Annotated in this window: 8 protein-coding genes; 2 read left to right on the top strand and 6 right to left on the bottom strand. The window is 70.0% G+C overall.

Going from position 1 to position 7,714, the window contains the following annotated elements; genetic code table 11:
• Positions 1–69: 69 nt before the first annotated feature.
• Genes G6026_RS07570 through G6026_RS07550 form a run of 5 tightly spaced genes read right to left on the bottom strand, consistent with a single transcriptional unit; the run spans position 70 to position 5,402 of the window.
• Complete coding sequence (locus tag G6026_RS07570) at positions 70–1,041, bottom strand: triacylglycerol lipase (RefSeq protein WP_182612809.1); 972 nt, start codon at positions 1,039–1,041, stop codon at positions 70–72.
• Positions 1,038–2,129, bottom strand: a complete 1,092-nt coding sequence (locus G6026_RS07565; protein WP_194305390.1) for a diacylglycerol kinase — start codon at positions 2,127–2,129, stop codon at positions 1,038–1,040. Before G6026_RS07565 ends, G6026_RS07570 begins: the two co-directional genes overlap by 4 nt.
• A gap of 60 nt (positions 2,130–2,189) precedes the next feature.
• A complete protein-coding gene (locus tag G6026_RS07560) occupies positions 2,190–4,217 on the bottom strand; it encodes a M13-type metalloendopeptidase (RefSeq protein ID WP_182612808.1) in 2,028 nt (675 codons plus the stop codon).
• A 36-nt stretch (positions 4,218–4,253) separates the two neighbouring features.
• On the bottom strand, positions 4,254–4,841 hold the full coding sequence (locus tag G6026_RS16950; protein ID WP_206682014.1) for a hypothetical protein: 588 nt from the start codon (positions 4,839–4,841) through the stop codon (positions 4,254–4,256).
• Between the two features lie 48 nt (positions 4,842–4,889).
• The gene (locus G6026_RS07550) at positions 4,890–5,402 is read right to left on the bottom strand and encodes a DUF4395 domain-containing protein (RefSeq protein WP_182612807.1); all 513 of its coding nucleotides are present in this window, start codon (positions 5,400–5,402) and stop codon (positions 4,890–4,892) included.
• A 203-nt stretch (positions 5,403–5,605) separates the two neighbouring features.
• Between G6026_RS07550 and G6026_RS07545 the strand changes: the two genes are divergently transcribed.
• Positions 5,606–6,295, top strand: a complete 690-nt coding sequence (locus G6026_RS07545; protein WP_309230140.1) for a pentapeptide repeat-containing protein — start codon at positions 5,606–5,608, stop codon at positions 6,293–6,295.
• A gap of 32 nt (positions 6,296–6,327) precedes the next feature.
• Here G6026_RS07545 and G6026_RS07540 read toward each other — a convergent pair whose 3' ends face one another.
• Entirely contained in the window at positions 6,328–6,600 is a 273-nt protein-coding gene (locus G6026_RS07540) for a hypothetical protein (protein ID WP_182612806.1), read from the bottom strand.
• Positions 6,601–6,805: 205 nt separating this feature from the next.
• Between G6026_RS07540 and G6026_RS07535 the strand changes: the two genes are divergently transcribed.
• The coding region (locus G6026_RS07535; protein ID WP_194307585.1) for a glycoside hydrolase family 25 protein at positions 6,806–7,714 on the top strand (909 nt) is incomplete at its 3' end.

The raw sequence follows: 7,714 nt of genomic DNA, 5'->3' as shown, positions 1-7,714 counted from the left end.
AGCCGCCGACGACGACGAGGGCCGCAGCCGCGACCAGACCCGCGACCCCGGTACCCGCCCGACGCGCGATCACGAGCCCGGCGGGGTCGGGACCGGGCCCAGGTACGGGGCGATCGCCTCACACCGTGGCACGCGGGGGTTGGCGGGATCGAGCGCGTTGAGCACGAAGTCCGCCGTCCGCGGGTCGGAGGCGATCGCCAGGTGTTCGGCGTGGTTCTGCTCGCACCCGTCCTGGATCACCACGTTGGTCGTCTGGGGCCCCGGGACCAGGCCCGAGGTGTAGGGCGTGACCAACTGGTCGTACCGGGTGACGACGTTGAGGTAGCGCACCCCGGGTGCGTAGGGGGACCCGCCGCTCCACAACAGCTGTAGAATCTCGGAGCCGGGGGACATCTGGGACAGGGCGGGGATCTGACCCAGCTGCTCCGACACTCCCGGCACATCGTCCAGCGACCTGCGCATACCCCCTCCGGAGCCCTCCCACAGCGGGGCGATGGATGCGACGGTATTCACCGCGCCGGGGCGGCCGACCTTGGCCACCAGGCCGGAGACCAGGGTGCCCTGCGAGTGCCCCACCAGGTCGACCTGCTGGGCGCCGGTGGCGGCCAGCACACGATCGATGAACTCCCCGACCTGCGGCACCGAGACCGCCATGATGTCCGAGAGCCCGCCCAGCACACTCACCGGCCACGGGACATCAGGCAGGGCGCCGTAGGTCAGCGTGAACACGCAGTAGCCCTCGTTGTGCAACAGCGGACCGTACGTGGGCCAGTTGGTCACCGCACCTCCCGAGGTGCCGTGGACCAGCACCACCGGACGCGGCTTATCGGCCGAGGGCCGACACGTCCAGTCATTCGCCCCGGGAAGTTCCGCCCCGGGTTGGGCGAGCGCCATGGCGGCTCCGGTCAGGAAACTGTAGGGCACCGGGATCGGGGCCCGCGAGGTCGGATCCGTGGCATGGGCGGCGCCCGTGCCCGTCACGACGAGGGCTGCCGCGGCCACTGCGGCCGCTGCGGCGCGGGCGGCACCGATTATGTTCATCTTCTCATTAAGCCACGCCCTGTGATCATCGGCAGGTCCTTTGCGTATACGAGCCCGGACTCGGCCTCGACCACCGCCTCGACGGCGTTGACCAGTCTCATCGCGGTGACGAGCATTCCGGACTCGTTGTGGTCGCCGTGTTCGGCGTGGTGGGTGAACTCCACCCGCATGGACGGCTGACCATGAATCTCGATGCGGTAGCACCCGTCACCGTGATCAGGCCGGGGCCAGTCCGGCGCCTGATCGGCGTCCGTGCGCGTGACGTGCTCCAGGACGATGCGGTCCTCACCGTCGACCTGACCCACGACCTCGAACCGTAGTGCCGCCTGGGTCCCGGCGGGGACCTCGCACGCCAGCAGGGACAGGTCGCGCTCGGCGGGCAGTCGCTCGTAGCGCTCGACCAGGGGTTCGTCAAGGGTCACCTCGACCGCGGCGGCGAGCTGCCGGACCACCGACCCCCAGCCGGCGGCGAGCATGCCCGGCCTCAGAAGCGGTGGGAGGGACTCCATGGACTGTCCGAAGCCGAACAGCCGCCGCATGGTCTCGCCCTGGTGGTAGACCGAGTAGTCGGCGATCTCGCTCACCCGGATCAGGTCGATCCGCCGGGACAGGCTCGTCATGACCATCGGCAGGACGTCGTTGGCGAACCCCGGGTCGATCCCGTTGACGTGCAGCGTCGCACCGCCGACCCGGCCGGCCTCGTCCAGGGCGGCGATCATCTCCTCCGGGAGGATCCCGTGCGGGTACTGCAGCAGCACGGGACCCGAGGCCACCACGTTGATACCCGCCCGCAGGAACCGGGTGACGTCGTCGATCGCCTCCATGAACCGCGACTCGGTCTCCGCGGTGTAGACCACCGCGTCGGGTTCGAGTGCGAGCAGCTCCGACCGGTCGTCGGTCGCGACCACTCCCAGATCCCGGTCCAGACCGGCGAGCCGACCGGCGTCGAGGCCCACCTTGGCGGGGTCGGAGACGAAGACGCCGACGAGCTCCAGTTCGGGCCGGGCATCGATCGCCTCGACCGCCATCCTGCCCAGGTAACCCGTCGACCACTCCACGACTCTGATCGGCACGTCCCGCTTCGTCATGATCGGACGATAGCCGGATGGTCCGCGCGCCGGACCGGGCTCACCGGATCCGGGTCGGGCTCACCAGATACTGACGCGTTTCTCCGGCGCGAGCCACATGCCGTCGGACTCGGTCACACCGAACGCCTCGTGGAAGTCGTCGAGGTTCTTGACGACCTGGTTGCAGCGGAACTCCGGCGGCGAGTGCGGATCCACCGCCAGGCGACGGGCGGCCTCCTCGGCGCGGGTCTTGGTCCGCCACACGATGGCCCACGAGGCGATCAGCCGCTGCAGGCCGGTGAGGCCGTCGATCTCCGGCCCCACCCCGGTGCCTTCGGCGGGCTCGCCGTCCTGACCGTACGCCAGGCGGTAGGCGAGGATCGCGATCGTCAGACCGCCCAGGTCGCCGATGTTCTCCCCCACCGTGAAGGCGCCGTTGACGTGATCCTTGGCCGGGTCCAGGCCGTCGGGGGTCAGGCCCTGGTACTGGTCGATCAGCGCCTCCACACGCGTGCCGAACGCGCTGCGGTCCTCGTCGGTCCACCAGTCCACGAGGTTCCCCTCGCCGTCATACTTCGACCCCTGGTCGTCGAACCCGTGGCCGATCTCGTGTCCGATCACGGCGCCGATCGCCCCGTAGTTCGCGGCGTCGTCGGCGTCGGCGTCGAAGAACGGCGGCTGCAGGATCGCGGCCGGGAAGACGATCTCGTTCATCACCGGGTTGTAATAGGCGTTGACCGTCTGCGGCGTCATGTGCCACTCGCCGCGGTCGACCGGGCCGCCGAGCTTACCCAGTTCGTAGTGGTGCTCGAATTCGGCGGAGCGGCGAACGTTGCCGAGCAGATCGTCAGCGCGGACCTCGAGCGCCGAGTAGTCGCGCCACTTCTCGGGGTAGCCGATCTTCGGCACGAACGCCCCGAGCTTGTCCAGCGCCCGCTCACGTGTGGCCGGGGTCATCCACGGCAGCCGCGCGATGGAGTAGCGGTACGCCGCGGTGAGATTGTCGACCAGTTCCACCATCCGCGCCTTGTGGCCGGGAGGGAAGTGGCGGGCAACGTACTCCTTGCCGACCTCCTCGCCGAGGGCCGCCTCGACCGCGGCGACGCCGCGCTTCCAGCGAGCCTTGATCTCTTCGGTGCCGGACATCGCCGTGCCGTAGAAGCGGAAATTCTCGTCCACCAGCTCGGCGGTGAGATAGGGGGCGCGGGAGGAGACGGTCCGCCAGCGCAGCCACTGCTTCCAGGTCTCCAGCGGCTCGGTGGCCCACAGTTCGGCGACGGCGGTGAGGTAGTCGGGCTGCATCGCCACGAGCCGCCCGAAGGTCTCCCGGGTGCCGCCGACCTCGCGGGCCCAGTCGTGCCACGGGAAGCCCGGTGCCAGCTCCGGCAGTTCGTCCCAGGCGACGGGGTTGTAGGTCTTGTCCGCGTCCCGGCGGGCCACGACGTCCCAGTGGGCGGCGGCGATGCGGGTCTCCAGGGCGACGATCTGTTCCGCGGTCCGGCGGGCCGCGCCCTCCGAGCCCTCTCCGTCGGCGTCGTCGGTCACCCCTGCGAGGCCGAGCATCCGCGCGATGTGGTCGGTGTACTGGTCGCGGAGCTCCGCGTACTGGTCCTCGCGGTAGTAGGACTCGTCCGGCAACCCGATGCCGTACTGCACCAGGTACAGGATGTACTCGCTGGAGTTCTTGGCGTCGTTGTTGACGTACGCGCCGATCAGGCCACCGACGCCGACCTTCTCCAGACGGGCCATGGCACGGGCGAGCGAATCGGAGTCGGCGGCGCCGTCGATCTCGGCCAGGTCGGGGGCGAGCGCGGCCACCCCGGCGGCCTCGACCGCGTCGGAGTCCATGAAGGAGGCGTAGAAGGCACCGATCTTGGAGTCGACCGGAGCGTCGGTGATGATGTCCCGTACCCGCTCCTCCGACAGGTCGCGCAGGGCGAGAAACGCGCCGTCGATCGGACGGTCCGCGGGGATCTCGTGGTCCCGCAGCCAGGTCCCGTTGACGTGCTGGTACAGATCGTCCTGCGACCGTACGTCGGGGTCGATGTACCGGAGGTCCAGGCCCGAGGGGCGCGGGGCGTCGGCGGTGGGGATCTCGGTCGCTGTCATGCGACCAGGCTACTCATACGACCCGCGAGCAGTCCGTCAGTGGAAACCGTTCTCGAGGTTGTGCTGCTTGGCCCCCGAGTAGGCGTCGACCATCCCCCACACCCAGAACCCGAGCATGATCGGGATCCCGATCAGGACCACGGACAGCAGGATCCCGAGGAAGTAACCGGCCATGATGCCGATGCCCTTGCCCGCCTGGCCGTTGATGATCGTGCCGAGCCCCGGCAGGAAGAAGGACAACACCAGCGAGAGCGCCGGCTCCTTGCGCGAGGCGCCGTAGTTGGGCGCGTACGGGTGCACAGCGCCCGCACCCGGGGCCCCGTAGGGCTGAACACCGAAGGGCTGGGCCCCATAACGCGGCATTCCGTAAGGCTGAGCGCCGAACTGCGAAGCGCCGTAGGGCCGATGGTCGAACGGCTGGTCGGCGAACGGCTGCTGACCGTACTGGGGGGACGTGTACCCCTGACCGCCGAAGTCGGTCGACCCGTAGGACTGCGTGCCGTACGTCGAGCCGAAGGACGCCGACCCGAAGAACTCCGTCCCGGAGGGCTCCGTCCCGTACGCCGCCCCGAAGTCATCGCGGTCGCGGCCGTGGGATTCGTGATTCTCCGACGGGGTAGTCATACCCACCACAGTAACGCGGGGTAGCGACATACCGGTTGCGAGCCGGCATCAGTTGCGCGCGGTCATCCCCGGCCGGGCCCAGATGTCGGCACAGTCGACGCAGGCGTCCTCCGACACGACCCCGACGCGCTGCAGTTGCCCGTACATCCAGCACCCGAGGCAGAAACCCAGGGCGGCCTCGGCGAGAGCTGCGGCCGCCAGCACGCCCAACACCACGACCCCCGCCGTCGTCAACCCGCCGAGGAGCAACCCGAGCGCGACGGAGGACATGACCAGTCCGATCGACTGGGCGAACCGCTTGGGTGGACCCGCGACCAGTCTGGGCTCGGAGCTGACCCTCGGGGCGAGCACGTGCACCGCGAGCCTCCCGAACGGTGAGTACCGCGGTCCTCCGGCCACCCGGAGGGCGAAACCGACGACCAGCGCCCCGGCGAGCCAGGTCTGCGCGGGCGGCGGCGCCAGCATCGTCACCACCGCGAGAGTCACCACCAGGCCGGCGGTGCACCGGGCGGCGTAGTCGTTGACGACCTCCGGGAACGCGAACACCTCTCGCAGACTCATGCCCGACCTCCTCGTACTCTCGGCGCTCTCTCCACCGGAACCCCGATAGACAGATCTGTCTATCACTGCCTCCGAGCGTACGCCCCACGCGGCGACAGCCGCAATCCTCGGACCGCCCGGGACCCGCGCGCGCCGACCCTCCCGCCGGGCGGATCAGGCTCCCCGCACCCCGCACCCCACACCCCACACCTAGGCTGGCGCCCGTGCCCCCACCGCTCCGTCGCCGTTCCGGCTCACCCCGACCGCCCGCCGCACCGTCCGTGCCGCGCCGGGAGCAACTGCAGACGCCGCGGTCAGAACTCGAACCGGACGGTCTGTGGGACGGAGTGTGGGCCACCGCCGAGGACACTCCGTCGCCAGCCGAGGGCGCGGTCCGGATGGGCGGCTCGGAAATCCGTGAGTCGGTCCTCCAGGGCATCCGGCTGAGCAGTGCCAGGGCCGACTCACTGCGACTCACCGACGTCGAGGTGCGCGGGTGCGACCTGTCCGGGATGGTCGCCGACGGAGCCACGGTGACGCGGGTCAGGTTCGTCGGATGCCGCCTCACCGGCATGGTCCTGTCCGACGCCAGGCTCACCGACGTGTCCTTCGAGGACTGTCACGCCGACATGATCAACCTCCGGATGGCACGGGTGCACCGGGTGCGCCTGTCCTCGACCCGTTGCAGGCAGGCCGACCTGCTGGAGGCGCGGGTGGCGGACCTGTCGACGGACGGCGCGGACCTCCGCGGGGCCACACTCCACAACGCGACCTTCACGGCCGCGGACCTCCGCGGGGCCGACCTGGAGGACGTGCGGGGACCGTCCGCCCTCCGGGGATCGCTCATCTCACCGGAGCAGGTCCTGGGGGTCGGCCTGGCCCTGATCGCCGAGGCGGGCATCAGGGTCGAATGACAGAGGCCGGGTCACCGGGGCGGGACGAACGCTCACGGCAGGTGGGTGGCGGCGTCGCGCCACTGGTTGACGGCCCGGTTGATCATCGCCTGGAGGCGGAGAACCTGGTCACGATCCGTCAGGGTGACCCCCTCGACCCCGGTCCTCAGCACGAGTTCGGGCATCCCGCGACCCGCGCCGTTCTCGTCGAGCACCACCGTCTCCGTGATGGTCACCTCGAGGACCGCGTCGTCGGCCGGCCCGTCGACTTCGGCGACGAGGTCATGCCTGTAGCGGAAGGTCGAGAAATCTACTGCATCGGTCACGAGGGGAACTCCCGACTGGGAACGGAGGGACTACGTCCACCATAGGGGCGGCGGGAAGGGTGATCGCACCAGTGGGACAGCGTGTTACCGGTTGTGACGGATCCGTGACCCGCACCACCGTCGATCGGTGCGGTTACCCCACTCGATGTGAGGAAAGTTGCGCGAGTTGCTTGTGTGACCGTTGTTACTAAACAATACTTCCCCCATGACACCAGCCGGTCAGCCGTCCCGCCACGCTCTCCTCCCCCGCCTCGTCGTGGCCCTGGCCTCCGCGGCCGCTCTGGCCCTCGGCCTCCTCGTCGTCGTCATATCCCCCCGCGCCGACGCCGTCGTCCCCCTCTCCCCCGCGTTCGACGGCCTTGCCCGCGGCATCGACTCCTCGAGCTGGCAGCACCCGCACGGTGCGCCCGTCGACTGGCACGCAGCCGCCGCGTCAGGCCAGTCGTTCGCCTTCATCAAGGCCACCGAGGGCACCGGCCCCGCGAACCGCTATTACGAGGCCGACGTCGCAGACGCCCGGGCCGCGGGGATGGCCGTGGGCAGCTACCACAAGGCTCGCCCCGCGATGGATCCGGCGATCCAGGCACGCGCATTCGCCACCCGGGTGCAGTCGGTGGGCGGCGAGCAGCTACCACCGGTGCTCGACATCGAGACCGACGAGGGCAAGAACCCGCAGGAGCTGATCGAGTGGACGCGGGTCTTCCTGACGGAGCTTCAGCACCTCACCGGTAGGACGCCGATCGTCTACACGTACCGGTTCTTCTGGATCGACCGGATGGCCAACACCACCCAGTTCTCCGAGTACCCGCTGTGGTTGGCCGAATACGGGGTCCCGGAGCCGACGCTCCCCGTGATCGGCGGGTGGGACGAGTGGCTGCTGTGGCAGAACTCGGAGACCGGGGAGGTGCCGGGCTTCGCCGGCCCCGTGGACCTCAACGTCTTCGCCGGGACCATCGAGGAGCTCGGGGCGTGGATCGGCCCCGTCTCGCCGGGTGAGGCACCGGTGCCCGAGGCCGCACCCGAGGTGGCCCCCGAGTCCGCACCCGCCGGGGATCGGGCCCCCATCCTCGACCCCGCTCCGGCGCCCGTCGCCGGGGGCCGTGCGGAACCGGTC

The sequence above is a fragment of the Dietzia sp. DQ11-38-2 genome, assembly GCF_014145055.1.
Lineage (GTDB): Bacteria > Actinomycetota > Actinomycetes > Mycobacteriales > Mycobacteriaceae > Dietzia.
Note: the sequence above shows the minus strand (reverse complement) of the source record. Positions and strands in the feature narration are given on the sequence as shown.